This window comes from Kribbella sp. WER1 (genome assembly GCF_054189145.1).
This window is the reverse complement of sequence record NZ_CM135186.1, coordinates 5,539,503-5,564,456: the sequence shown is the minus strand read 5'-3', so window position 1 is coordinate 5,564,456 and position 24,954 is coordinate 5,539,503. Positions and strand designations below refer to the sequence as shown.

Annotated in this window: 20 protein-coding genes; 1 reads left to right on the top strand and 19 read right to left on the bottom strand. The window is 69.1% G+C overall.

The genetic code is table 11. The annotated features are described in order from the left end of the window. Positions 1-5 precede the first annotated feature (5 nt). On the bottom strand, positions 6-2,012 hold the full coding sequence (locus ACXJJ3_RS27030; protein ID WP_458164651.1) for a protein kinase domain-containing protein: 2,007 nt from the start codon (positions 2,010-2,012) through the stop codon (positions 6-8). Between the two features lie 133 nt (positions 2,013-2,145). On the opposite strand from ACXJJ3_RS27030, the gene qcrB reads away from it, so the two are divergent. Beyond that, positions 2,146-3,477 carry a cytochrome bc1 complex cytochrome b subunit gene (gene qcrB / locus ACXJJ3_RS27025; RefSeq protein WP_458164650.1) on the top strand — a complete coding sequence of 444 codons (1,332 nt, stop codon included), beginning with the start codon at positions 2,146-2,148 and terminating at the stop codon, positions 3,475-3,477. Here qcrB and ACXJJ3_RS27020 read toward each other — a convergent pair. The 18 genes from ACXJJ3_RS27020 to ACXJJ3_RS26935 form a co-directional block, all read right to left on the bottom strand. After that, complete coding sequence (locus ACXJJ3_RS27020; protein WP_458164649.1) at positions 3,455-4,576, bottom strand: XdhC family protein; 1,122 nt, start codon at positions 4,574-4,576, stop codon at positions 3,455-3,457. The two genes, qcrB and ACXJJ3_RS27020, sit on opposite strands and share 23 nt — an antisense overlap. Then, positions 4,569-5,051, bottom strand: a complete 483-nt coding sequence (locus tag ACXJJ3_RS27015) for a (2Fe-2S)-binding protein (RefSeq protein WP_458164648.1) — start codon at positions 5,049-5,051, stop codon at positions 4,569-4,571. Before ACXJJ3_RS27015 ends, ACXJJ3_RS27020 begins: the two co-directional genes overlap by 8 nt. Positions 5,052-5,058: 7 nt before the next feature. Next, positions 5,059-7,401, bottom strand: coding sequence for a molybdopterin cofactor-binding domain-containing protein (locus tag ACXJJ3_RS27010; RefSeq protein ID WP_458164647.1), 2,343 nt, complete (start codon positions 7,399-7,401; stop codon positions 5,059-5,061). 126 nt (positions 7,402-7,527) lie between these two features. Beyond that, positions 7,528-8,715 (bottom strand): PucR family transcriptional regulator, encoded by a 1,188-nt coding sequence (locus ACXJJ3_RS27005; RefSeq protein ID WP_458164646.1) that lies wholly within the window; start codon positions 8,713-8,715, stop codon positions 7,528-7,530. 199 nt (positions 8,716-8,914) lie between these two features. Continuing rightward, a complete protein-coding gene (locus ACXJJ3_RS27000) occupies positions 8,915-9,937 on the bottom strand; it encodes a polyprenyl synthetase family protein (protein WP_458164645.1) in 1,023 nt (340 codons plus the stop codon). Continuing rightward, positions 9,934-11,514 carry an NADH-quinone oxidoreductase subunit NuoN gene (gene nuoN, locus ACXJJ3_RS26995; RefSeq protein WP_458171954.1) on the bottom strand — a complete coding sequence of 527 codons (1,581 nt, stop codon included), beginning with the start codon at positions 11,512-11,514 and terminating at the stop codon, positions 9,934-9,936. Before nuoN ends, ACXJJ3_RS27000 begins: the two co-directional genes overlap by 4 nt. 5 nt (positions 11,515-11,519) lie before the next feature. Beyond that, a complete protein-coding gene (locus ACXJJ3_RS26990; RefSeq protein WP_458164644.1) occupies positions 11,520-13,043 on the bottom strand; it encodes an NADH-quinone oxidoreductase subunit M in 1,524 nt (507 codons plus the stop codon). Then, a complete protein-coding gene (gene nuoL / locus ACXJJ3_RS26985) occupies positions 13,040-14,908 on the bottom strand; it encodes an NADH-quinone oxidoreductase subunit L (protein ID WP_458164643.1) in 1,869 nt (622 codons plus the stop codon). The genes ACXJJ3_RS26990 and nuoL overlap by 4 nt, the downstream gene beginning before the upstream one ends. 11 nt (positions 14,909-14,919) lie before the next feature. Further along, positions 14,920-15,219, bottom strand: coding sequence for an NADH-quinone oxidoreductase subunit NuoK (nuoK, locus tag ACXJJ3_RS26980; RefSeq protein ID WP_130384807.1), 300 nt, complete (start codon positions 15,217-15,219; stop codon positions 14,920-14,922). Continuing rightward, a complete protein-coding gene (locus tag ACXJJ3_RS26975; RefSeq protein WP_458164642.1) occupies positions 15,216-16,019 on the bottom strand; it encodes an NADH-quinone oxidoreductase subunit J in 804 nt (267 codons plus the stop codon). Before ACXJJ3_RS26975 ends, nuoK begins: the two co-directional genes overlap by 4 nt. Next, entirely contained in the window at positions 16,016-16,579 is a 564-nt protein-coding gene (gene nuoI / locus ACXJJ3_RS26970) for an NADH-quinone oxidoreductase subunit NuoI (protein WP_458164641.1), read from the bottom strand. Before nuoI ends, ACXJJ3_RS26975 begins: the two co-directional genes overlap by 4 nt. Continuing rightward, the gene (gene nuoH / locus ACXJJ3_RS26965; protein WP_458164640.1) at positions 16,572-17,897 is read right to left on the bottom strand and encodes an NADH-quinone oxidoreductase subunit NuoH; all 1,326 of its coding nucleotides are present in this window, start codon (positions 17,895-17,897) and stop codon (positions 16,572-16,574) included. Before nuoH ends, nuoI begins: the two co-directional genes overlap by 8 nt. After that, positions 17,894-20,332, bottom strand: a complete 2,439-nt coding sequence (locus ACXJJ3_RS26960; RefSeq protein ID WP_458164639.1) for an NADH-quinone oxidoreductase subunit G — start codon at positions 20,330-20,332, stop codon at positions 17,894-17,896. The genes nuoH and ACXJJ3_RS26960 overlap by 4 nt, the downstream gene beginning before the upstream one ends. Beyond that, complete coding sequence (gene nuoF / locus ACXJJ3_RS26955) at positions 20,329-21,636, bottom strand: NADH-quinone oxidoreductase subunit NuoF (protein ID WP_458164638.1); 1,308 nt, start codon at positions 21,634-21,636, stop codon at positions 20,329-20,331. The genes ACXJJ3_RS26960 and nuoF overlap by 4 nt, the downstream gene beginning before the upstream one ends. Positions 21,637-21,638: 2 nt before the next feature. Then, positions 21,639-22,358, bottom strand: coding sequence for an NADH-quinone oxidoreductase subunit NuoE (gene nuoE / locus ACXJJ3_RS26950; RefSeq protein WP_458164637.1), 720 nt, complete (start codon positions 22,356-22,358; stop codon positions 21,639-21,641). Then, on the bottom strand, positions 22,359-23,696 hold the full coding sequence (locus tag ACXJJ3_RS26945; protein WP_458164636.1) for an NADH-quinone oxidoreductase subunit D: 1,338 nt from the start codon (positions 23,694-23,696) through the stop codon (positions 22,359-22,361). Beyond that, positions 23,696-24,403 (bottom strand): NADH-quinone oxidoreductase subunit C, encoded by a 708-nt coding sequence (locus tag ACXJJ3_RS26940; protein WP_458164635.1) that lies wholly within the window; start codon positions 24,401-24,403, stop codon positions 23,696-23,698. Before ACXJJ3_RS26940 ends, ACXJJ3_RS26945 begins: the two co-directional genes overlap by 1 nt. Beyond that, positions 24,400-24,954, bottom strand: a complete 555-nt coding sequence (locus tag ACXJJ3_RS26935) for a NuoB/complex I 20 kDa subunit family protein (RefSeq protein ID WP_458164634.1) — start codon at positions 24,952-24,954, stop codon at positions 24,400-24,402. Before ACXJJ3_RS26935 ends, ACXJJ3_RS26940 begins: the two co-directional genes overlap by 4 nt.

Sequence of the window (24,954 nt, the reverse complement as noted above, 5' to 3'; positions counted from 1 at the left end):
GCGCCTCAGCGGGCGGCGCGGATGTCTGGTAGGAGGTTCTCCGCGAGGGTGATCAGCTGCTGGGCGTCCGGTTCGCCGGAGTCGGCGGAGCGGGTGAGTTCGAGTTGCAGGACGAGGTTGTCGATGCGTACCAGGACGGTGGCCTCCGCGGTCGACGAGTACGTGTCCGAGGACTGGACGCCGCCGTCGGCCACGTCGACCGGGGCGCTGCCGTCCGCATCGCTCACTTCGTTGATCCCGCGGGCGGCGCGGCGCTGGTCGGCGTAGCGGCGTACGGTGACCGAGAGCTCGTTGTCGTCGTCGTCGCGCGACCACGTGCAGTCGGTCGAGTCGCTGTACGTGCTCTTGTCGAGGTCCGGCGGGTCGGGCAGGATCGCGGCGACGTTCTGCTGCGACAGCGCGGTCGCCGTGCAGATGTCGGGGACGACCTTGAAGTCGTTGACGGCCTGCGCGGCGAAGACCGCGGCGCGGGCGGCGACGAAGCCCGGCACGATCAGCAGTACGACGACGGTCGCGATCGCACCGGCCCGTGGCGCCCGCGGCAGCTGGGTACGGCGGAGCGTCGGGAGGGCGGCCAGCGCCGTGAGCGCGAGCGCCCCGCCGAGGGCGACCAACGTGAACTGCAGGGCGATGCCGCGCAGGTGGAGGACGATGCTGAGCCCGACACAGGCCACCACGAACACGCAGCCGAGCACCGCCGCGATGATGCCGTTGCGGCGCCGGGTCTTCCGGAGCCGGGCCGGATCGTGCGCAGGCGCGACGCGATACAGCAGCGCGGTCGCAAGCCGGTGTGCGGTCCCGGAGAAGAACAGCGCGATCGCGCACAGGATCGCGGCCGGCAGCGGGCGGTCGACTTCCAGAACGACGGCGCCGCCCGCAGTCGTCTCACCGATGAGTACGGCGGTCGCGGTCAGCGCAGCCGGCGTACCGAGGAGGCGGTCGAGCCGGCCCGCGAACGGCCGGCCCACCAGCAGACCGAGGACGGTGGCAACCGCCATCACCCCACCGATCCAGTACGGCATCCCGCCCGGCAACGACGCGGCGAACAGTAGGAGCAGCGTGACGACGGTCCCGGTGAGCACGGCCGCCAGCCAGTTCGCCGCCGTCAGTGCCGGAGCCGGGGCCAGTGTTTCGGGCTGCAGGACCTTCGTGTCTGTGCTGATCTTCTGAGTGGGTGTCTCGAACGTCGGGTAACCGCCGGCGATCGCCAGCAGCTGTTCGCGGGCAGCCGCCGCGGTCAGGCGGTCGGCCGGGTTGCGTTGCAGCAGACCGTGGATGATCGGCGCGAGCGGCCCGGCGAGGCGCATCGGGGCGGGGTCGCGGGTGAGGACGGCGGCGATCATCGCGGGCAGGTCGTCGTGGTCGTACGCGTTCCGGCCCTCGACGGCGAAGTACAGCGTCGCGCCGAGCGCCCACAGATCCGCCGGCGCTCCGGGTTCACCACCGGACAGCCGTTCCGGTGCGACGTACCCGAGGGTGCCGGTGACGATCCCGGTCCCGGTCAGCGTCCGCGTCGCGCCGGCCACCGACGCGATGCCGAAGTCGGTCAGCATCCAGCGGTCGTCGCCGCCGAGCATCACGTTCTGCGGCTTCACGTCGCGATGCAGTACGCCGTTCGCATGCGCGGCGCTCAACGCCTCGAGCAACCGGACGCCGAGCTCGGCCGCCCGCCGCGGGCTGAGCGGGCCGTTCGCCTGCACCACCTGGTCGAGCGAACGCCCGGGCAGCAACTGCATCACGATCCACGGCCGGCCGCCCTCGTCGACGACGTCGTGGATCGTCACGATCGCCGGATGGTCGAGCCCGGCGGCGGCCCGCGCCTCGCGCAGCGCCCGCAGTCGCAGCTTGTCCTGCTCGGCAGCGTTCAGCCCGGCGGGGATCCGCAGTTCCTTGACCGCGACCTCGCGGTGCAGGACGGTGTCGAACGCCTTCCAGACCGTCCCCATGCCGCCGGCGCCGAGTGGCCGATCGCCGAGGACGTACCGGCCACCGGCCAAGCTGCGTTCGGTCATCGGACGACCTTAACCGCCGGAAGTTCCACTCGCCGTCGACCGTCCACCACTGTCCGTACTCCGGCCGGAAACGGCCAGACGTGAGGTGCGCCACGACGCGTCACACTCGCCGGCGCTTCGGTGTCGTAAGGGTATGAGGCGTCCTTGGAGCAACCTTCGAGCGCGAGTGTTTCCGGACCACTGGTCGTTGCTGTTCGGCCAGATCGCCTTCTACAGCTTCCTCATGCTCGTCGTCAGCGGCGTGGTGCTGACGGTGTACTACGAGCCTTCCGTGAGCCAGGTCGTGTACGACGGGACGTACGCCCCGCTGCGCGGCCTGCCGATGTCGCGAGCGCTGGACTCCACGCTCCACTTGTCGTTCGACGTCCGCGGCGGCCTGCTGGTGCGGCAGATCCACCACTGGTCGACGTTGCTGATGACGGCCGCGATCACGCTGCACCTGTTGCGGCTGTTCTTCACGTCCGGCTTCCGCCGCCCGCGCCGGCTGAACTGGCTGATCGTCTTCGGCCTGCTGGTCCTCACGCTGGGCGCGTCCCTGACCGGTACGTCGCTGCCGGACGACCTCGCGTCCGGTACGAGCCTCGCCGTACTGGACGGCGTACTGCAGGCGACGCCGTTCGTCGGATCGGCCTTGTCGTACGTGCTGTTCGGCGGCGAGTTCCCCGGTGACGTGATCTCGCGGTTCTACCCGTTGCACGTCGTCGTACTGCCTGTCCTGATCCTGCTGCTGTTCGGCGCGGGCGCGATCCTCGCGCTGAGGCAACAGCCTGCGCGCTTCGCCAACGGGCGAACGAAGACGGCGAAGGTCGGCGCGGTGCAGGGCGCGGGGCTGTTCGCGTTCGTCGCCGGGGTCGCGATCGTGATGGGCGCGACCGCGACGATCAACCCGGTCTGGCTGTACGGCCCGGCCGATCCCGCGGCGGTCTCGGCCGGCGTAGGACCTGCGTGGTACCTCGCGTTCCTGGACGGTTCGCTGCGACTCGCGCCGGGGTGGGAGGTCGTGGTGTGGGGCAAGACGATCACGCTCGCGGTGCTGCTGCCGGTCGCGGTGTGCACGCTGTTCCTCGGGCTCGTCGCGGGCTGGCCGTTCATCGAGGAGCGGCTGACCGGCGACCGCAAGGAGCATCACGGGCTCGAACGGCCGCGTGACAACCCGATCCGGACCGGCATCGGCGTCGCCGGGATGACGTTCTACGGCGTACTGTGGGCGGCCGCCGGCGCGGACACGATCGCCGTTCAGTTCCACCTGTCGATGAACCTGTTGCTGCACGCGTTCCAGGTGCTGCTCATCGTCGGCCCGCCCGCGGCCTTGTTCCTGACCCGCCGGATCTGCCTCGGACTGCAGCAGACCGACCTCGACGTCGCCGAACACGGCGCCGAGACCGGCCGGATCCTCCGACGGCCCGACGGTGGGTACGTCGAGGTCCACCTGCCGCCGCGCCCTAAAGCACTGACACCTCACTGAGCACCCCGCCGTGGATCCGGCCCGTGGTCGTCGACAACGGGCGAGCGCTCGCGGCGCTGCGGCTCGCGATGATCTCCGCGGCGATCGAGATCGCGGTCTCCTCGGGCGTCCGCGCGCCGAGGTCCAGCCCGGTCGGCGACGACAGCCGCGTGAGCTCGGCCTCGCTCACCCCGGCGGCCCGCAACCGCGCCCACCGGTCCTCGTGGGTACGCCGCGACCCCATCGCGCCGATGTATCCGGCGTCCGTCCGCAACGCCAGCTCCAGCAGCGGTACGTCGAACTTCGGGTCATGGGTCAGCACGCACAACGCCGTCCGGCTGTCGACCGTGTCCAGTACGCCGGCCAGGAACCGGTGCGGCCAGTCGACCACCACCTCGTCCGCCTCCGGGAACCGCGCCCGGGTCGCGAACACGGCCCGCGCGTCGCACACGGTCACGCGGTACCCGAGGAACTTCCCGACCCGCGCGACCGCCGCCGCGAAGTCGATCGCCCCGAACACGAACATCCGCGGCGGCGGCGCCAGCCCCTGCACGAACACCGCGACCTCGGCCCGGTCGCACTCGCCGCGCGCGCCGTACGCACGCATCCCGCTGGACCCGTTGCCGAGCATCCCCAACGCGTCGGCAACCACCGCAGCATCCAGCCCCGGATCACCGAGGCTGCCGGAGGTCGTCGTCGGACGGACGATCATCCGTCGGCCAACGCGCGGTGTGACGACCGTTGCCACCGCCACGGGCAGACCCGTCGCGACCGCCTCCGCGACCGCGTCGAACTCCGCGAACGACACCCGATCCACCGGCTCCACCAGTACGTCGAGCACCCCGCCGCAGGTCAGCCCGACCGCGAACACGTCGTCGTCGGAGATCCCGTACCGGCGGACCACCGGCACCCCGGTGCGGATGACCTCCTGCGCCACGGCGTACACGTCGCCCTCGACGCAGCCGCCCGACACACTGCCCACGACCGTGCCGTCCGCGGACACCGCCATCGTCGCCCCGGGCTGGCGCGGCGCCGACCGGAACGTGTCGATCACCGTCGCCAGCGCGAACCGTTCGCCGGACGGGGACCACGCGCGGACGGACGCGAGGACGTCACGCACCCATGTGCTCCGCTCCGGCCTTCACCGCTTCGCGGATCCGCGTGTACGTCCCGCAGCGGCAGATGTTGCGCAGCTCGTCCAGGTCCGCGTCGGTGATCTCGCGGCCCTCGGCGCGGGCCTGCTTCACCTTCGCGACCGCCGCCATGATCTGCCCGGGCTGGCAGTACCCGCACTGCGCCACGTCGTACTCCAGCCAGGCCTCCTGCATCGGGTGCAGGTCCTTGCCGACCGTGTCCGGCAGCCCCTCGATCGTGGTGATCTCGTCGGTCGGCGCGATGTCCTTCACCGGCACCGAGCACGGGTTGAACGCCTTGCCGTTGATGTGCGACGTGCAGGACTTGCAGACGTTCAGCGCGCAGCCGTACTTCGGTCCGGTGACCCCGAGCAGGTCGCGCAGCACCCACAGCAACCGCACGGAGTCCTCGGCGTCGACGCTGATCTGCTGGCCGTTGAGCTTGAAGGTGTGAGTTGGCATGGGTTCCTCAGAACGTGTGGTCGAGGCCGTCGGTCGGCGACTGCGGGGTGGACGGCTGGACCGGCAGCGGCTCGAACCCGAGCTTGCCGTGGTTGATCGGGAAGTACGTCGGCAGTGTGCCGGTCGCGCGGGCGTACGCGCAGGCGACCGCGGCGAAGGCCGGCGCCACCGACAGCTCGCCGGCACCGCTCGGGCTGTCGCTGGTGTTCGGCATGATCACCACCTGGACGTCGAGCGGCGAGTTCCACTCCCGGGTGTAGAAGTAGTTGTCCCAGCTGCCCTCGAGCGGGATGCCGTCCTTGATGTGCAGGCTGGACGTCAGCGCCAGCGCGATCGCATCCTGCAGGCCGCCGAACATCTGCGCCTCCAGGCCCTTCGGGTTGATGCAGAACCCGGGGTCGACGACGATCACCGCCTTCGTCACCCGCGGCCCGGTCACACCCTCGCCCGGCAGCGGCCGGTTCACCGTCTCCGGGCGGCAGTCGATCTCGACCAGCGTCGCGACCGCGGCCCGGTACTCAGAGTGCACGCCGACGCCCTGCGCCGTCCCCTTCGGCATCGTCTTGCCCCAGTTGCCGACCTCGGCCGCCTTGTTCAGTACCGCGAGCAGCCGCTGGTCCTTGAGGAAGTTGCGGCGGAACCGGACCGGGTCCTGCCCGAGCTTCGCGGCCAGCTGGTCGACCATCAGCTCCTCGGCGCAGACCACGTTCGGCGAGTAGATGTTGCGCATACTGCCGGTGTTGAACTTCAGCGGCACCTCGTTCAGCAGCTGCGTCGTGACACCGAAGTTGTACGGCGAGGACTGGGTGAGCTCGAAGATCGACTCCGCGAACGACAGGTTGCCCGCGATCGGCAGGTCAGCGGCGTACGCCGTGAGCATCTCGCCGAGGCCATGGCCGAAGTCCGTCTGCACGCTGGTGTGCCGCTGCTCGTAGCTGAGCACGTTCCCGGCCAGGTAGTTCACCCGGACCCGCGACGTACTCATCGGATGCGTGCGGCCCTGCCGGAAGTTGTCGGTCCGCGACCAGGACAGCTTCACCGGCTTGCCCATCTTCTGCGAGATCTCCGCCGCCTCGGCCGCGACGTCGTGGAACAGGTGCCGGCCGAACGAGCCGCCGCCCTGCACGACATGCACCTTCACCGCGTCGATCGGCAGCCCGAGCTGCTTCGCGATGTCCTCCTGGGCGACGATCGGCACCTTCAGGCTGGCCCAGATCTCGGCGCCGTCCGGGCGGACATCGGCGATCGCGCAGTCCGGCTCCAGCGGGCTGTTGCTCGCGAACGCGAACACGAACTCCGCGTCGATCGTCTGCGCCACCAACGGTGGCACCGCCATCGGCAGCTGCGCGGCCCGGAGCTTCCGCAGTACGGTCGCGTCGGACTCGTCGTCGACGGTGCCCGGGCCCCAGGTCGCGTCCACCTTCTGGATCGCGTCGATGCACTGCCCGAACGTGTCCGCGCGGACCGCCACACCGTGGGCGATACCAACGACATCGGTGACACCCGGCAGTGCCCGCAGCGCCTTCAGGTTGTTCACCCGGCGGAGCGTGCCGTTGATCGTCGGCGGCCGGGCCACCATCGTCGGCTTCGCGCCCGGGACGTGCATGTCCATCGCGAACTGCTTGCGGCCGGTGACGATGTCGTGCGCGTCGACCCGGTTGTGCGGCTTGCCGAGCACCTTGAAGTCGGCCTTGGACTTCAGCTGGGCGGTCACCTTGACGGTCTTCGTGACAGCGGCCGCTTTGGCGAGCGCGCCGTACGTCACCGTCAGACCGTTCGGCCCGGTCAGTACTCCGGCGGCCGCGGTCACCTTGTCGACCGCGACGTTCCACTGCAGCGCGGCCACTTCCAGCAGGCGCTGACGGGTGATCGCGGCCGCCGTACGGACCGGGACGAACATGCTGCGCATCGAGTTCGAGCCGCCGGTCAGCTGGTTCATCAGCAGCTCGGGACGGGCGTCGGCCAGGCTGATCTCGACCTTCTCGACCGGCAGGTCCAGCTCCTCGGCGACGATCATCGCGAACGCGGTCGTGATGCCCTGCCCGACCTCGGCCCGCGGCACCGCGAAGTGCGCCGTACCGTCGGCACGCATCTCGACCGTGATCAGCCCGGACGTCGGCGCGGCGGCCAGGTTCTGCAGGTCACCGAGATCGAACACGTCCGCCGGCTGCGGCAACGACGGTACGGCGGCGTCGGCCCGCCGCGGATCGGAATCGTTGACGAGCCAACTCACCCCGACCGCGAGCGTCGGCGCGGCGATCAGGTACCCGAGGACACGCCGACGCCCCAGCAGACCGCCGCCACCCGCCTCCTCGCTTGGTGCGTCCAACGATCGGCGGTGTTCGGCCATGGGGGACCTCCGTGCTCGAGCAATGCTGGGAACGCAGTCTGGCACCGGCGGGGAGGCTGCGGGATGGCCGCAATGCCCAGGTTTGCTGCGCCTTCACTGTGCACAACGCACAGACAGGCCGTTCGGTCACGCAGGGAAGAGCCGGAAAGCCTTCAACGCAAGGCCGAGCTCCAACTGGTAGCCGTCCTCGGTGATGTCACGCCCGGTGATCTGCTCGACCCGATGCAGGCGATTGAGCACCGTGTTCCGGTGACAGTGCGCAAGCTCCGCCGTCCGCCGGACCGAGCCTGCCGCCAGCACCCACTTGTCCAAGGTGTCCAGCAACAGTTCACGTTCCGGGGCGGACGTCGTTGTCAACGGCATCAGCCAGGACCGGATCAGCTGGTCGGCTAACTCCGGAGCGCTGAGCAGCAACGCCTCGGGAAGCCTTTCGGGTAAGGCCGCGACGCCGATCTGACCCGGCGTCAGGGTCCGCCGGGCGAGCATCGCCTGCCGGTACGCGACATCCACTTCCGCCAGACCTGCGACCACGCCGGACAATCCGGCAGGCGCATCTACGAGTCGGCGCAGCAACCGCAGTACCGCATCTGCGGATTCGGTGCCCAGGGCAAGCAACCCGACGACGGTCTGCGGGCGCACCTGCCACGCGGACGGCACCCGTACTCCGGCGAGCCGGCGCGCGAACGATGTCGTCGTACAGTCGTCGTCGACCAGGTTGTCGATCGCGACCACGACGTACGGGCCGTTCACCGGGATGTCGAGGACACTGGCCGCGTCCTGCACGAACGCGCGGTTCGCCCGGCCTTGCAGCAGGCCTTCCCAGAGGGTGGAGCGGCGTTGCTCGTCGGCGCGGACCAGGTACCGCTCGGTGGCGTGGTACGCGGTGGCGACCTGGGACGACGTACGGTCGACGACCTCCCAGACCTTCCCGGCCACGTCCAGCAGCACCTCCGACTCGGCCGTCCCCTGCGCGCGGGCCTCGTCGATCAACGCCTCCCACACCAGCCGCCCACCGAGCCGGAACGACTTCAGTACGTCGTCCAACGGCATCCGCTGCTCGGCCCGCCGCCGCCCCGTCGCCTGCGCCGCGTCGAACCGGTCGTCGCCACCGGCAATCATCTGCACGACCCGCGCCACATTGTCGTGACACGACCGCCACAGATCCTGCCGCGGCACCGAGCCCAACTCCAGGTACGCCGGATTCTGCGCGTAGATGGTCCCCACCAACTCGTCCGTCAACGCCGGCAACCGCCCCAGCACCCGCTGCGCCAGCAACCCCACCGCCGGCCCAGCCCGATCCAAAGCCTTACCCATAGTCGGCACAGCATCGCACACAGTCGCCGTACCGCCCAGACCTCGGCACTCCCTTGTCGAGTCGTGGACTCGAGCTGATTTCTGGCGCCTTTCCTCACGACTCGACGGAGGGGGGTTGGGGAGTATTTCTGGCCGATTCGGGGGTACAACACTCCCCAGGTCAGCCAGCCATCACTTTGGAACAGTTGTCTTACGCGGGTCAGACGGAGCGGGTGACCACCAGGTCGCAGAGGGCGTCGAGGGCGTCTCGGGCGGGGCCTTCGGGGAGGGTGGTGAGGAGTTTGCGGGCGTCGGCGGCTCGGCGGCGGACGTCGTCCTCGGCTTGGCGGAAGGACGGGTGCGCGCGGAGCAGGTCGAGGGTTTCCGCGAGGCGGGCGTCGTCGGACAGGTCCGAGTCGAGCAGCTCCAGCAGGCGAGCGTCGGTCGGGTTCGCCGGGTCGGCCTGGGCGCGGAAGATCAGCACCGGGAGGGTCGGGACGCCCTCGCGCAGGTCGGTGCCGGGGGTCTTGCCGGACTGGTCGGACTCCGAGGCGATGTCGAGGATGTCGTCGGCGAGCTGGAAGGCCATGCCGATCTCCTCGGCGAAGGTCTGCAGCGCCTCCTGGATCTCCACCGAGGCGCCGGCGAACCGGGCGCCGAACAGCACCGACGTCGCGAACAGCGAGCCGGTCTTGTCGGAGATCACCGACAGGTAGTGCTTGAGCGGGTCCTGGCCCTCGCCGACCCCGAGCGTCTCCCGGATCTGCCCCTCGACCAGCCGGCCGAAGGTCCGGGCCTGGATCCGGACCGCTTCCGGTCCGAGGTCCGCGACCAGGTCGGAGGCGCGGGCGAACAGCCAGTCGCCGGACAGGATCGCGATCGAGTTGTCCCAGCGGGCGTTCGCCGTCGCCGAACCGCGGCGCAGCGCCGCCTCGTCCATCACGTCGTCGTGGTGCAGGGTCGCGACGTGCGTCAGCTCGACGACCGCCGCGGCCTTCACCACCTCAGGGACCGACGGCTCCGGGCCGAACTCGGCCCCCATCAGCACCAGCAGCGGCCGGAACCGCTTGCCGCCGACGAACATGACGTTCTGGGCGGCGGCGGTGACGAACGGCGCTTCGGACTGGGTGGAGTCCCGCAGCACCTGCTCGACGGCCTCCAGCCCAGCGCGAACCCGGGACTCGAGGCCGGCATCGGCGAACTCGAGTCCCAGGCTCTCGGCCGGCAGCGGCTTCGGACTCAACGGATGAACTCACCAGCTCGGGCCGCCAGGTCGAGCACCGGTCCGGGAACCAGACCGAGCACCACCGTGGCGGCGAGACCCAGCGCCACCGCCGACGTGGTCTGCCAGCCCGGCAGCGCCACGTCCGGCGCGTCGGCCGGCAGGTCGGAGAAGAACATCAGCACGATCACGCGGATGTAGAAGAACGCCGCGACCAGGCTGGACAGTACGGCGACGACGACCAGCGGCCAGGCGCCACCGGTCCAGGCCGCGCTGAAGACCGCCCACTTGCCGGTGAAGCCCGCGGTCAGCGGGATGCCGGCGAAGGACAGCAGGAAGAACGCGAAGATCCCGGCCAGCAGCGGGGACTTCTTGCCCAGGCCGGCCCAGCGGGACAGATGCGTCGCCTCGCCGCCCGCGTCCCGGACCAGCGTGACGACCGCGAACGCGCCGATCGTCGGGAAGCCGTACGACACCAGGTAGAACAGCACCGCCTGGGTCGAGGTGATCCCGTTGTGGACGCCGTTGCCCGCCTGCGCGAGGCCGACGAACGCGGTCAGCAGGAAGCCCGCGTGCGCGATCGACGAGTACGCGAGCATCCGCTTCACGTCGGTCTGGGTGATCGCGACGATCGAACCGACCACCATGGTGAGGATCGCGATGATCCACATCATCGGCGCCCAGTCCCAGCGCGAACCGCCGAGCGCGACGTAGAAGACCCGCATCAGGCCGACGAACGCGGCGATCTTGGTGCAGGCCGCCATGAAGCCGGTGACCGGCGTCGGGGCACCCTGGTACACGTCCGGTGTCCAGGAGTGGAACGGTACGGCTCCGACCTTGAACAGCATGCCGACACCGAGCAGACCGGTACCGGCCAGCAGGATCGTGTCGCCGCCGGTCTGGGTGCCGAGCGCGTCGGCGATGCCGCCGAGCGACATGGTGCCGGCATACCCGTAGAGCAGCGCGATCCCGAACAGCAGGAACGCCGACGAGAACGCACCGAGCAGGAAGTACTTCATCGCGGCTTCCTGCGAGATCAGCCGGCGACGGCGCGCCAGCCCGCAGAGCAGGTACAGCGGCAGCGAGAAGACCTCGAGCGCGACGAACAGGATCAGCAGGTCGTTCGACGCCGCGAACAGCATCATGCCGCCGACCGCGAACAGCGTCAGCGGGAAGATCTCGGTGTGCTCGATGCGAGCCGCCGTACCCTCCCGCTCGGCGTCCGAGCCCGGCACCGCGGCCGCCTGGCCGGCGAACGCGGACAGACCGCCGTCGATCGAGCGCTCGGCGAACAGCAGCACGCTGATCAGCGTCAGCGCGAGCAGGATGATCCAGGTGAACAGCGCCGGCCCGTCGATCGCGATCGCGCCCTGGGCCGCGATCAGCTCCTTGCCGGCGTGCATCTCGAAGCCGGTCAGTACGCCGGCCGCGACCACGGCGACCACCGTGATCGCCAGCTGCACCAGGTGCCGCAACGGCCGCGGCGCGAACGCCTCGACCAGGACGCCGACGGCCGCCGCACCGAAGACGACGAACAGCGGAGCCAGTTCGCCGTACTCGATGCTGGGCTTGGTGAAGTCCGCCAGCGGCAGCAACATCGCGGTCACTTCTGTCCCTCCGTCACGGGGATCTGCGGTGCCTTGTCGGTCACGCCCACCCGCTGCATGGTCGAGTCGACCGCGGGCTTGATGATGTCGACGATCGGCTTCGGGAAGATGCCGAGGCCGATGATCAGGATCACGAGCGGTGCGATGGCCAGCACCTCACGCGGGTTCAGGTCCTTCAGCTTCTCGATGCCGTCCCGGACCGGGCCGGTCATCGTGCGTTGGTACATCAGCAGGATGTACAGCGCGGCCAGCACGATCCCGAGCACCGCGATCACCGCGATCACCTTGTGCCGGCTGAACGTCCCGGCCAGCACCATGAACTCGGAGATGAACGGCGACAGACCGGGCAGCGCCAGGCTGGACAGGCCGGCGAACAGGAACGTCCCGGCCAGTACCGGCGCGACCTTCTCGACCCCGCCGTAGTCGGCGATCCGAGCGGATCCGCGCCGGGAGATCAGGTACCCGGCGACCAGGAACAGCGCCGCCGTGGAGAGACCGTGGTTGAACATGTACAGCGTCGACCCGGTCAGGCCCTGCGACGTCAGCGCGAAGATGCCCATCACGATGAACCCGAAGTGCGAGATCGACGTGTACGCGATCAGCCGCTTGATGTCGGTCTGCCCGATCGCCAGCAGCGCACCGTACAGCACCGAGATCAGCGCCAGTACCAGCACCACCGGGGTGGCCCACTGGGACGCGTTCGGGAACAGGCCCAGGCAGAACCGGATCATCCCGAAGGTGCCGATCTTGTCCAGGATGCCGACCAGCAGCACCGACGTACCCGGCGTGGCCTCACCGGCCGCGTCCGGCAGCCAGGTGTGGAACGGCACCATCGGCGCCTTCACCGCGAACGCGAAGAAGAATCCGAGGAACAGCCAGCGCTCGGTGTTCTGGCTCATGTCCAGCTTGACCATGTCGGCCAGCAGGTACGACGGCTGCCCGTGCTTGGCCGAGACGACGTACAGACCGACGACCGAGGCCAGCATCAGCAGACCGCCGAGCAGCGAGTAGAGCAGGAACTTCACCGCGGCGTACGAACGCTGCGGCCCGCCGAAGCCGCCGATCAGGAAGTACATCGGGATCAGCGTGGCCTCGAACAGCACGTAGAAGAGGAACACGTCGGTCGCGGAGAAGACCCCGATCGACAGCGCCTCCAGGCCGAGGATCCAGGCGAAGAAGGACTTCTCCGACCAGCGGCCGTGCGACGCGTCGTTCCAGGACGCGATGATCACGATCGGCGAGAGCAGCGCGGTCAGCACCACCATCACGATGCCCAGACCGTCGAGGCCGAGCGCGTAGTGCGCGCCGAACGCCTTGATCCAGGTGTGTGTCTCGGCGTAGTCCGCGGCACCGTTGCGGTGGTACCCGATCGCGACGATCACGGTCAGTACCAGCGTCACGAGCGAGAACCCGAGCGCGACCTGCTTGGCCGTCAGCGCCTTCGCCTTCGGCACGAGCATCGTCGCGATGGCCCCGACGAACGGCAGGAGCAGTAACAGGGTCAGCCAACCGATGTTCACGACAACCTCACCGCGAGGAGGGCGACGACCACGAATGCGGCGCCGAAGACCATGCTGAGTGCGTACGAGCGGACGAAGCCCGTCTGGAACCGGCGGAGCCGGCCGGACAGTCCGCCGAACAGTGCGGCCAGCCCGTTCACGAGGCCGTCGACGCCCCGGTTGTCGAGCCAGACCAGCGTCCGGGTCAGGTACTGACCGGGCCGCATGAAGAGCGCCTCGTTGAGCGCGTCGCCGTACAGGTCACGCCGCGCGAGCGTGGTGACCGGCGAGCCGGCCGGGGCCTCGCGCGGGATGTCCCGGCGGTACATGACCACCGAGATCGCGATGCCGACGGCAACCACCGCGAGGGTGATGATCGTCATCACGACCGCGTTCAGCGGAGCGTGCTCCTCCTCGTGCCCGACCACCGGGGTCAGCCACTTCACGATCCAGTCGCCGACGAAGTACAGCGCACCGCCGCCCAGCGACAGCGCCGCCAGGATGATCAGCGGCCACGTCATCACCTTCGGCGACTCGTGCGGGTGCACGTCGTCGTCCCAGCGCTTCTTGCCGAAGAACGTCATCATCATCACCCGCGTCATGTAGAACGCGGTGATGCCGGCGCCGAGCAGCGCGCACAGACCGATCACGAGGTTGTGCGCGAACGCCGCCTCGATGATCTTGTCCTTGCTGAAGAAGCCGGCGAACGGCGGGATGCCGAGGATCGCCAGGTAGCCGAAGCCGAAGGTCACGAAGGTGACCTTCATCGCCGACCGCAGCGCGCCGTAGTGCCGCATGTTCACGTCGTCGTTCATGCCGTGCATGACCGAACCGGCGCCGAGGAACATGTTCGCCTTGAAGAAGCCGTGCGTGAGCAGGTGGAAGATCGCGAACACGTACCCCGCCGGGCCGAGGCCCGCGGCGAGCATCATGTAGCCGATCTGGCTCATCGTCGAACCGGCCAGCGCCTTCTTGATGTCGTCCTTGGCGCAACCGATGATCGCACCGGCGAGCGCGGTGACCGTACCGACGATCACCACCGCGGTGGCGGCCGCCTGGGACTGCTCGAAGATCGCGTGCGAGCGGACCACCAGGTAGACGCCCGCGGTGACCATGGTCGCCGCGTGGATCAGCGCCGACACCGGGGTCGGGCCTTCCATCGCGTCCAGCAGCCAGGACTGCAGCGGCACCTGCGCGGACTTCCCGCAGGCGGCCAGCAGCAGCATCAGGCCGAGCAGCGTGGCCCAGGTCTTCGACAGGTGCTCGGCACCGGCGTTCACCGAGGAGAAGGCCGACGAGCCGAACAGCGCCCACATGCTCATCACCGCGAGCGAGAGGCCGATGTCACCGACCCGGTTCACCACGAACGCCTTCTTCGCCGCGACCGCCGCCGAGTTCTTGTGCTGCCAGAAGCCGATCAGCAGGTACGACGCCAGGCCGACGCCTTCCCAGCCGACGAAGACCAGCAGGTAGTCGGCGGCCAGCACCAGCAGCAGCATCGAGGCGATGAACAGGTTCAGGTACCCGAAGAACCGGCGCCGCCGCTCGTCGTGCTCCATGTAGCCGATCGAGTAGATGTGGATCAGCGAACCCACACCGGTGATCAGCAGCACGAACAGGATCGAGAGCGGGTCGATCAGCAGCGTGAAGTCGACCTTGATGTGGCCGACCGAGAACCACTCGAACAGCCGGACCGTTGCGGACCGCTCGCCGTCGGCCTTGCCCTGCATCTGGAAGAACAGGACGACGCCGAAGGCGAAGGAGATCACCGGCGCCAGCGTGCCCAGCAGGTGACCCCATGCGTTGGTGGCCTTGCCACCGAGCAACAGGATCGCCGCGGACAGTGCCGGTACCGCGACCAGCAGCCACGTCAGCTCATGACTCATCGGTTGCTACCTCAGTACTTGAGCAGGTTGGCGTCGTCGACCGAGGCCGAACGACGGGTGCGGAAGATGGCCATGATGATGGCCAGCCCGATAACCACCTCGGCCGCGGCCACCACCATCACGAAGAAGGCGGCGATCTGACCGTCGAGGTTGCCGTGCTGGCGGGCGAAGCTGACGAACGCGAGGTTGGTCGCGTTCAGCATCAGCTCGACGCACATGAAGACGACGATCGCGTTCCGGCGGACCAGCACGCCCAGCGCGCCGATACTGAACAGGATCGCCGCGAGCACGATGTACGGCTCGGTAGTCACTTGTCGTCCTCCTCGACCGGGTACTCGCCGTCGTTCGTCAGCTCGCGGACCTCGTCGACGTCCGCGCGCTCCTCGGCTTCGGGGAACACGGTGCCACGTGCCTGGAGCACACGCGAAACCGAGGTCGGTGCGATCGACCCGTCCGGCAGCAGGGCCGGGGTGTCGACGGCGTTGTGCCGGGCCAGCACGCCGGGGGTCGGCAGCGGGCCGGGGTGGATGCCCTGCTCGGCGTACTTGCGGATCCGCTCCTCGGCGTGGTCGCGCTGCGTCTTCTTCTTGGTCAGCCGCTCGCGGTGCGCCAGCATCATGGCGCCCATCGCCGCGGTGATCAGCAGCGCCGAGGTGACCTCGAAGGCGAACACGTACTTGCCGAACAGCAGCTGCGCGATGCCCTTCGGGTTACCGTCCGGCTGCGCGTCGGCGAGGCCGGTCGGGTGCCCGTAGATCGCGTTGCCGACCGCGGCCACCAGCAGGATGCCGAAGCCCAGGAACGCGATCCCGGCCAGCAGCCGCTGACCGCGGATGGTCTCGACCAGCGAGTCGGACGCGTCGACACCGACCAGCATCAGCACGAACAGGAACAGCATCAGGATCGCGCCGGTGTAGACGATGATCTGTACGGCGAACAGGAACGGTGCGTCCTGCGCGGCGTACTGCACCGCGAGGCAGATCATCACGGTCGCCAGCAGCAGCGCCGAGTGCACCGCCTTGCGGACCAGCACCATGCCGATCGCGGCCAGGATCATGACCGGGGCCAGCAGCCAGAACGCGACCTGCGGGCCGGTGACGAGGCCGATCACTTCGCGTCACTCCCCTGTGCTTGATTTCCCTGAGCGTTCGACGCCGCGCCGGTGAGACCGAGGTAGTAGTCCTTCTCGGTCGTGCCGAGCTGCATCTCGTGCGGCGGCTCCTGCATGCCCGGGAGCAGCGGCGCCAGCAGGTCCTTCTTCTCGTAGATGAGGGACGCGCGGCTGGTGTCGGCCAGCTCGTACTCGTTGGTCATCGTGAGCGCCCGGGTCGGGCACGCCTCGATGCACAGCCCGCAGAGGATGCAGCGCAGGTAGTTGATCTGGTACACCCGGCCGTACCGCTCGCCCGGCGAGAACCGGTCGCCCTCGGTGTTCGAGGCGCCCTCGACGTAGATCGCGTCCGCGGGGCAGGCCCACGCGCACAGCTCACAGCCGATGCACTTCTCCAGCCCGTCCGGCCAGCGGTTCAGCTGGTGCCGGCCGTGGAACCGGGGGGCGGTCGGCTTCTTCTCGAACGGGTACTGCTCGGTGAACACCTTCCGGAACATCGTCCGGAAGGTGACGCCGAAACCGGCTACCGGGTCCCAGAGGGACTCTTTGACACTAGCCACGGCTGCCTTCCTTGCTGAAAGACTCTGTCTTGCTCTGGCTGGGAGTGGTGGCGGCCATCGGTGGGGGCACCGGGAAGCCGCCGGCGAAGGCGTCGAAGTCCTTGCCGTCGGCCACCTCCGCCTTCTCGGGCTTGGGCTTGGCCGGGACGAACATGCTGACGATCGCGATCACCAGCACGATCGCGGCCGCGACCAGCAGCGTGGTCCGGCTGAAGTTCGTCTCCCGGCCGACCGCACGCACGGTGGCGACGAGCAGGATCCAGACCAGCGAGACCGGGATCAGGATCTTCCAGCCGAGCTTCATGAACTGGTCGTAGCGCAGTCGCGGCAGCGTTCCGCGCAGCCAGATGTAGAAGAAGATGAAGCACATCAGCTTGCCCATGAACCACAGCACCGGCCAGTAGCCGGAGTTCGCGCCGTCCCACAGCGAGATCGGCCACGGTGCCCGCCAGCCGCCCAGGAACAGCGTCGTGGCCAGCGCCGACACGGTCGCCATGTTGATGTACTCGGCCAGGAAGAACATCGCGTACTTGATCGAGGAGTACTCGGTCAGGAAGCCCGCGACCAGCTCGCCCTCGGCCTCCGGGAGGTCGAACGGCGCCCGGTTCGTCTCGCCGACCATCGAGATCACGTAGATCACGAACGACGGGAAGAGCAGGAACCCGTACCACCCGGGCAGCGGGATCGACGCCCCGAACCAGTGCACGGTCTGGTGTCCCTGCGCGGCCACGATCTCCGAGGTGGACAGCGAGCCCGCGAACAGGAACACCGTGACCAGCGCCAGGCCCATCGCGACCTCGTACGAGATCATCTGGGCGCTGGAGCGCAGACCGCCGAGCAGCGAGTACGTCGAGTTCGACGACCAGCCGCCGAGCACGATGCCGTAGATGCCGATCGAGGCGACCGCCATCACATACAGCACCGAGACCGGCAGGTCGGTGAGCTGCAGCCGGGTGTAGGTGTCGGTCCAGGGGATCCGCACCGTCGGCCCGAACGGGATCACCGCGAAGGTGAGGAAGGCCGGGATGGCGACGATGGCCGGCGCCAGGATGAAGACCACCTTGTCGACGCCCTTGGGCATCAGGTCTTCCTTCAGCATCAGCTTGACGCCGTCGGCCAGCGACTGCAGCAGACCCGCGGGTCCGTGCACGTTCGGGCCGATCCGGTGCTGCATCCGTGCAACGACCCGGCGTTCCCACCAGATGTTGAACAGCGTCAGCACGACGAGGAAGACGAAGATGAAGAGGACCTTGATCAGGATGACCCACCACGGGTCGTGCCCGACCCCCGCGTCAGGTACCGCGAGCGGGATGTTCATGCGTTCCCTCCGGCGATCGTCACGATCGAGCCATGGTCAGCGTGCAATGAACGGCGGACGTGGGAGTCGGCCGAGTTCGTCGGCAGCCAGACCACGTTGTCGGTCATCGGGGTGATCACCACCGGCAGCCGGATGCTGCCGGCGTCGGTGCTCACCGCCAGCTCGTCCCCGTCGGCGACACCGATCCGGTGCGCGGTGGTGAGCGAGATCCGGGCGACCGGCGTCCGCGCGGTCGCGGTCAGGTGCTGCTCGCCGTCGCAGGCGCGGCTGTCGTCGATCAGCATCCGCCAGGTCGCGAGCCGGGTGGAGTCGAACGCACCGAGCGCCGGGCCGGGCTGGTACGCCGGCTCCTGGGCGCGCTCGCCGTCCCAGCGGCCGAGCTGGTCGAACTCCTGCTTCGCGCCCTCGGGGGTGCTGAAGCCGAGGTGCTGCCCCATCTCCTGGGCCAGCGCGGCCAGCGCCCGGGTGTCCGGCATCGCGGTCGGCACCTTCAAGACCACCGGGAACGGCCGCTCCCGGCCCTCCCAGTTCACGAAGGTGCCGGACTTCTCCACCGGCGGGACGACCGGGAACACCACGTCGGCGTACTCGGTGACCTGCGAGTTGCGGACCTCGAAGCTGACCACGAACGGCGCGGCCTCGAGCGCGGCGAGGGCCGCGGCCGGGTCCGGCAGGTCGTCGATCTCGACACCCGCGACGACCAGCGCCTGCAGCGAGCCTGCATTCGCGAGGATCGCGGTCAGGTCCTTGCCGTTCTCGGCGGGCAGGTGCTCGACGCCCCAGGCGGCCTGCATGTCGACCCGCGCCTGCGGATCGGCGACCAGCCGGCCACCGGGCAGCAGGCCCGGCAGGCAGCCGGCCTCGAGCGCGGCCCGGTCACCCGCACGCCGCGGGATCCAGGTCAGCTGCGCACCGGTGTCGAGCGCCAGCCGGAGCGCCGCCGAGTACCCACCGGGGGCGCTCGCCAGCCGCTCGCCGACGACGATGACCGAGTCCGCACCGAGCGCGGCCCGGGCAGCGGCCCCGGCCTCGCCGGCGTTGCCGAGATCCGCGAGTACGGCGGCCTCGGTGCCCGGCGACGCCGGTACGACGACGCCGTCCAGCTTCTCCACACCGCGGGACGCGTACGCCGCGAGCGTGAACACCTTGGTGCCGTGCGTCTTCACGCCCTTACGGACGCGCAGGAACACCGACGGCGCCTCCTCTTCCGGCTCGAACCCGGCGAACAGCACCGTGCCGGCCTTCTCCAGGTCCGCGAACGTCGTCCCGAGGCCGGTGCCGGCCACCGCGGCGGCCAGGAAGTCGGCCTCCTCCGCGGAGTGCGGGCGGGCCCGGAAGTCGATGTCGTTGGTGCCCAGCGCGACCCGGGCGAACTTCGAGTACGCGTAGGCGTCCTCGACCGTCAGCCGGCCCCCGGTCAGCACCGCCGCGTTGCCGCGCGCGTCCTTGAGCTTGGCCGCCGCGAACGACAGCGCCTCCGGCCAGGACGCCGGCCGCAGCGCGCCGTCCTCGCGGATCAGCGGGTGCGTCAGCCGGTCACCGGTGGTCGCGTACTGGAACGCGAACCGGTCCTTGTCGGAGATCCACTCCTCGTTGACCTGCGGGTCGTCGCCGGACAGCCGGCGCATCACCTTGCCGCGCCGGTAGTCGACCCGGATCGCCGCACCGGAGGAGTCGTGCTCGGCCACCGACGGCACCGACACCAGGTCGAACGGCCGGGAGCGGAAGCGGTACGCCGCACTCGTCAGCGCACCGACCGGGCAGATCTGGATGGTGTTGCCGGAGAAGTAGCTCTCGAAGGGCTCCTTCTCGTAGATCCCGACCTGCTGCAGCGCTCCGCGCTCGATCAGCGCGATGAACGGGTCACCGGCGATCTGCTCGGAGAACCGGGTGCAGCGCGCGCAGAGGATGCAGCGCTCGCGGTCCAGCAGCACCTCGGCCGAGATGTTGATCGGCTTCGGGTAGGTCCGCTTCACGCCGTGGCTGGTGTGGAACCGGGACTCGCCGGCGCCGTTGCTCATCGCCTGGTTCTGCAGCGGGCACTCGCCGCCCTTGTCGCAGACCGGGCAGTCGAGCGGGTGGTTGATGAGCAGGAACTCCATGTTCCCGTGCTGGGCCTTGTCGGCCACCGGCGAGCTCAACTGGGTACGGATCACCATGCCGTCGGCGACGGTCAGCGTGCAGGACGCCTGCGGCTTCGGCATTCCACGGCCGTTGCCGGCGTCGGTGACCTCGACCAGACACTGCCGGCAGGCGCCGACCGGGTCCAGCAGCGGGTGGTCGCAGAACCGCGGGATCTGGATGCCGATCTGCTCGGCGGCCCGGATCGCCAGGCTGTTCTTCGGAACCTTGACCTCGATGTCGTCGATGGTGACGGTGACCAGATCGGTCCGCTCCACCTCGGCACCGGCCGGTGGGTTCGCTTGGATCGTCATGCGCTAGCTCCAGCGGTCGCGAAGACAGTGCTTGCCATCGGGTCGAGCGGGCAGCCGCCGTGCTCGAAGTGCGCCAGGTACTCGTCCTTGAAGTGCTGGATCGAGCTGGTGATCGGGCTGGTCGCACCGTCACCGAGCGCGCAGAACGAACGGCCGAGGATGTTCTCGGACAGGTCGAGCAGGGTTTCCAGGTCCTCCTCGGACCCCTTGCCCGCCTCCAGCCGCTCGAGGATCTGCACCAGCCACCAGGTGCCCTCGCGGCACGGGGTGCACTTGCCGCAGGACTCGTGCTTGTAGAACTCGGTCCAGCGCAGTACGGCGCGCACCACGCAGGTGGTCTCGTCGAAGATCTGCAGCGCCTTGGTACCGAGCATCGAGCCGACCGCGCCGACGCCCTCGTAGTCCAGCGGTACGTCGAGGTGCTCCGCGGTCAGCAGCGGCGTCGACGAACCACCCGGCGTCCAGAACTTCAGCTGGTGGCCCTCGCGGACCCCGCCGGCCATGTCGAGCAGTTCGCGCAGCGTGATGCCGAGCGGCGCCTCGTACTGGCCGGGGCGGGTGACGTGCCCGGACAGCGAGTACAGCGTCATGCCCTTGGACTTCTCGGTGCCCATCGAACCGAACCAGTCCGCGCCGTTCTTGATGATCACGGGAACGGATGCGATCGACTCGACGTTGTTGATGACAGTGGGGCACCCGTACAGACCGGCGACGGCCGGGAAGGGAGGACGCAGCCGAGGTTGACCGCGACGTCCTTCCAGCGAGTCCAGCAGCGCCGTCTCCTCGCCGCAGATGTAGGCGCCGGCCCCGGCGTGCACGATGACGTCCAGGTCGTAGCCGCTGCCGAGGATGTTCTGGCCGATGTAGCCGGCGTCCTTGGCCTCCTGGACCGCCTGCTGCAGCCGGCGGATCACGTGCAGCACCTCACCGCGGACGTAGATGAACGCGGCCGAGGCACGGATCGCGTAGGACGCGATGATGACGCCCTCGACCAGCGTGTGCGGCGAGGCCATCATCAGCGGGATGTCCTTGCAGGTGCCCGGCTCGGACTCGTCCGCGTTCACCACCAGGTACTTCGGCTTCGGGTTGTCCTGCGGGATGAAGGACCACTTCATCCCGGTCGGGAAGCCCGCGCCGCCGCGGCCGCGCAGACCGGAGTCCTTGACCGTGGCGACGACATCGGCCGGCTGCATCGCGAGCGCCTTGCGGAGGGCGTCGTACCCGCCGGTGCGCTGGTACGACGCCAGCTGCCAGGCGTTGATCTGGTCCCAGTTGTCGGACAGGACCGGGGTCAGCGTGGTCATGGTCAGCCCTCCTTCGGGGTCTCGGAACCGTTCGGGGCCGACCAGTTGCGCTCGCGGGCCAGCCGGAGACCGGCCAGCGACGCCTTGCCGCCGGTCGGGCCCTCGTCGGCGCGGCCGTCCGGGTAGCCGGCCAGCACGCGCTCGGCCTCCCGCCAGGTGCAGATGGTGGCGCCGCGCGGCGACTTCACCTCGGCGCCGGCGCGCAGGTCGTCGACCAGCTGGGTGGCGGACTCCGGCGTCATGTCGTCGAAGAACTCCCAGTTGACCATCATCACCGGCGCGTAGTCGCAGGCCGCGTTGCACTCGAGGTGCTCGAGGGTGACCTTGCCGTCCTCGGTGGTCTCGTCGTTGCCGACGTCGAGGTGCTGCTTCAGCCGCTCGAAGATCAGGTCGCCGCCCATCACCGCGCACAGCGTGTTCGTGCAGACGCCGACGTGGTAGTCGCCGACCGGACGGCGCTTGTACATCGTGTAGAACGTCGCCACCGCGGACACCTCGGCGCCGGTCAGCCCGAGCACGTCGGCGCAGGCCTCGATGCCCTCCGGGGTGACCCGGCCCTCGACCGACTGCACCAGGTGCAGCATCGGCAGCAGCGCCGACCGGGCCTCGGGGTACCGGGCCGCGATCTCGCGCATCTCCGCGATCGTGGTCTCGGTGATCTTCGAGTCGCCGGTGCTGTAGGGCACCGTCTTGTCGGTTGACGTCGTGTGGTTCTCGGCCATTTAGCGGTCCACTCCACCCATCACCGGGTCAAGGCTGGCGACGGCGACGATCACGTCGGCGACCTGGCCGCCCTCGCACATGATCGGCATCGCCTGCAGGTTTGCGAAGGACGGGTCACGGAAGTGCACCCGGTACGGCTTGGTGCCGCCGTCGGAGACGACGTGCGCACCGAGCTCGCCACGCGGCGACTCGATCGCCACGTAGGCCTGGCCGGCCGGGACCCGGAAGCCCTCGGTGACCAGCTTGAAGTGATGGATCAGCGCTTCCATCGACTCGCCCATGATGTGCTTGATGTGGTCGAGCGAGTTGCCCATCCCGTCGGCGCCGACGGCCAGCTGGCTCGGCCAGCCGATCTTCTTGTCACCGATCATCACCGGCTGGCCTTCCATCTTCTCCAGCCGGTCGGCGCACTGCTCTACGATCTTCAGCGACTCCCACATCTCCTGCAGCCGCACCCGGAACCGCCCGTAGGAGTCCGAGGTGTCCCAGGTCGGGACGTCGAAGTCGTACGTCTCGTACCCGCAGTACGGCTGGGTCTTGCGCAGGTCCATCGCGTAGCCGGTGGAGCGGACCGTCGGGCCGGAGATGCCGAGCGCCATGCAGCCGGCCAGGTCCAGGTAGCCGACGTTGCCCAGCCGGGCCTTGAAGATCGGGTTCGCGTTGCAGAGCTCGGCGTACTCCGGCAGGTGCTTCTTCATCCAGCCGATGTACTCGCGGATCTTGTCCAGCGCGCCCGGGGGCAGGTCCTGGGCGACGCCGCCCGGCCGGATGAACGCGTGGTTCATCCGAAGGCCGGTGATCAGCTCGAACAGGTCCAGCGTCATCTCACGCTCGCGGAAGCCGATCGTCATCACGGTCAGCGCGCCGATCTCCATACCGCCGGTGGCGATACAGACCAGGTGGCTGCTGATCCGGTTGAGCTCCATCAGGAGCACCCGCATGACGTTCGCCTTCTCCGGGATCTGGTCCTCGATCCCGAGCAGCTTCTCGACCGCCAGGCAGTACGCCGCCTCGTTGTGGAACGGCGACAGGTAGTCCATCCGGGTGCAGAACGTGACGCCCTGCGTCCAGGAGCGGAACTCCATGTTCTTCTCGATGCCGGTGTGCAGGTAGCCGATGCCGCAGCGGGCCTCGGTCACGTTCTCACCGTCGAGCTCGAGGATCAGCCGCAGTACGCCGTGCGTGGACGGGTGCTGCGGGCCCATGTTGACGACGACGCGCTCTTCCGGCTCCTCGCCGAGACCGGAGACGACCGAGTCCCAGTCCTGGCCGGTGACGGTGAAGACCTTGCCCTCGGTGGTGTCGCGAGTAGTCGCGTACGGGTCTGTAGTGGTCATCAGTTGTACGACCTCCGCGTGTCGGGCGGTGGGATGACAGCGCCCTTGTACTCGACGTCGATACCGCCGAGCGGGTAGTCCTTGCGCTGCGGGTGACCCGGCCAGTCGTCGGGCATCTGGATCCGGGTCAGCGCCGGGTGCCCGTCGAAGACGATGCCGAAGAAGTCCCAGGTCTCCCGCTCGTGCCAGTCGTTGGCCGGGTAGACCGAGACGATCGACGGGATGTGCGCGTCGCCGTCGGGCGCCGACACCTCCAGCCGGATCCGGCGGTTGTGGGTGATCGAGAGGAAGTGGTAGACGGCGTGCAGCTCGCGGCCGGTCTCGTGCGGGTAGTGCACCCCGCTGACGCCGGAGCAGAACTCGAACCGCAGCGCCTCGTCGTCGCGCAGCTGCTGGCAGACCTCGACCAGGTGCTCGCGCTGGATGTGCAGCGTCAGCTCGCCGCGGTCGACGACGACCTTCTCGATCGCACCCGCGGTGGTCAGGCCCTCGAGCCGGTCCACAGCGCCGTCGAACCAGGAGCCGTACGGCCGCGGGGTCGCGCCAGGCAGCGCGACCTGACGCTTCAGGCCACCGAAGCCGGAGGTGTCACCGGTGCCGCGGACACCGAACATGCCCTCGCGCTGGTCGATCACCTCGGCCTGCGGCGTCTGCGCGTCGCTCGCCGCGCTGGTCGCCGGAAGGTTCTCGGGCTGAGAGTCGCTCACCTGAGCAGCCCCTTCATCTCAATGGTCGGCGCGGCGGTCAGGGCCGCGACCTCCTGCTCGGTCTGCAGCGCCTTCTTGTGCGCGCCGAGCTTCATGTGCTGGATCTGGTCGTGGATCTTCAGGAACGCGTCCAGCAGCATCTCCGGCCGCGGCGGGCAGCCCGGCAGGTACATGTCGACGGGTACGACGTGGTCCACGCCCTGCACGATCGCGTAGTTGTTGAACATGCCGCCCGAGGAGGCGCAGACGCCCATCGCCAGCACCCACTTCGGGCCGGGCATCTGGTCGTAGATCTGGCGCAGAACCGGCGCCATCTTCTGGCTCACCCGGCCGGCAACGATCATCAGGTCGGCCTGCCGCGGCGATGCCCGGAAGACCTCCATACCGAACCGCGCGGCGTCGTACCGCGGGGCGCCGGTGGTCATCATCTCGATGGCGCAGCAGGCCAGCCCGAAGGTTGCCGGCCACAACGAGGCCTTGCGCATGTAGCCGAGCAGTCCTTCGACCGTGCTCAGCAGGACGCCTGCCGGAAGCTGTTCCTCAAGACCCAT